1 pseudogene is annotated in these 523 nt (G+C 61.2%); it reads left to right on the top strand.

Annotated elements, in window-relative coordinates:
* Nucleotides 1-523 (top strand): annotated as a pseudogene (locus GO707_RS11935) (molybdopterin-dependent oxidoreductase); the annotation flags it as partial.

The raw sequence follows: 523 nt of genomic DNA, 5'->3' as shown, positions 1-523 counted from the left end.
CGTTCTCGCGCGGCGGCTACCTGGGCTTCTACACGCGTAACAAGTACGGGTTCTACGAGGGCGACAAGGATCACGCCTGGGAGTTCACCATTTGGGAAGAGGACGGCCTCATCGAGGACCTCAACATGGCGCACGGCTGGCCGTCGAACGGCTCGCATTACAAGCATATCCGCGAGGCCAGCTACACGCCCACGTCCGAGGCGATGGAGGAGCTGCAGCCCCTCACGATGGATCAGCATTTCGGCTACATCGCCCAGGTGCAGCTGGAGGTGTACGGCACCGGGCCGTCCGAGGTGGCGTTCTGCATGGCGTCGAACCCGCTGAAGAACTGGTGCAACCACGACTACCAGGCCAAGGTGCTGGAATCGTTCGACTGGATCTTCGGCATGGACATCTATCTGAACGATTCCTCCTACTACTACGACCTCATCATCCCCGAGCCGTGCTACCTCGAGCGCTTTGACCCGCTGCCGTTGTCGTTCAACAACCACCGCGTGCCCGGCCTGCCCGAGGTGCCCTATAT

It is taken from the genome of Adlercreutzia rubneri, from assembly GCF_009755265.1.
GTDB classification, from domain to species: domain Bacteria; phylum Actinomycetota; class Coriobacteriia; order Coriobacteriales; family Eggerthellaceae; genus Adlercreutzia; species Adlercreutzia rubneri.
The sequence above is the reverse complement of the archived record's forward strand: the minus strand, read 5'-3'. Positions and strand labels throughout refer to the sequence as shown.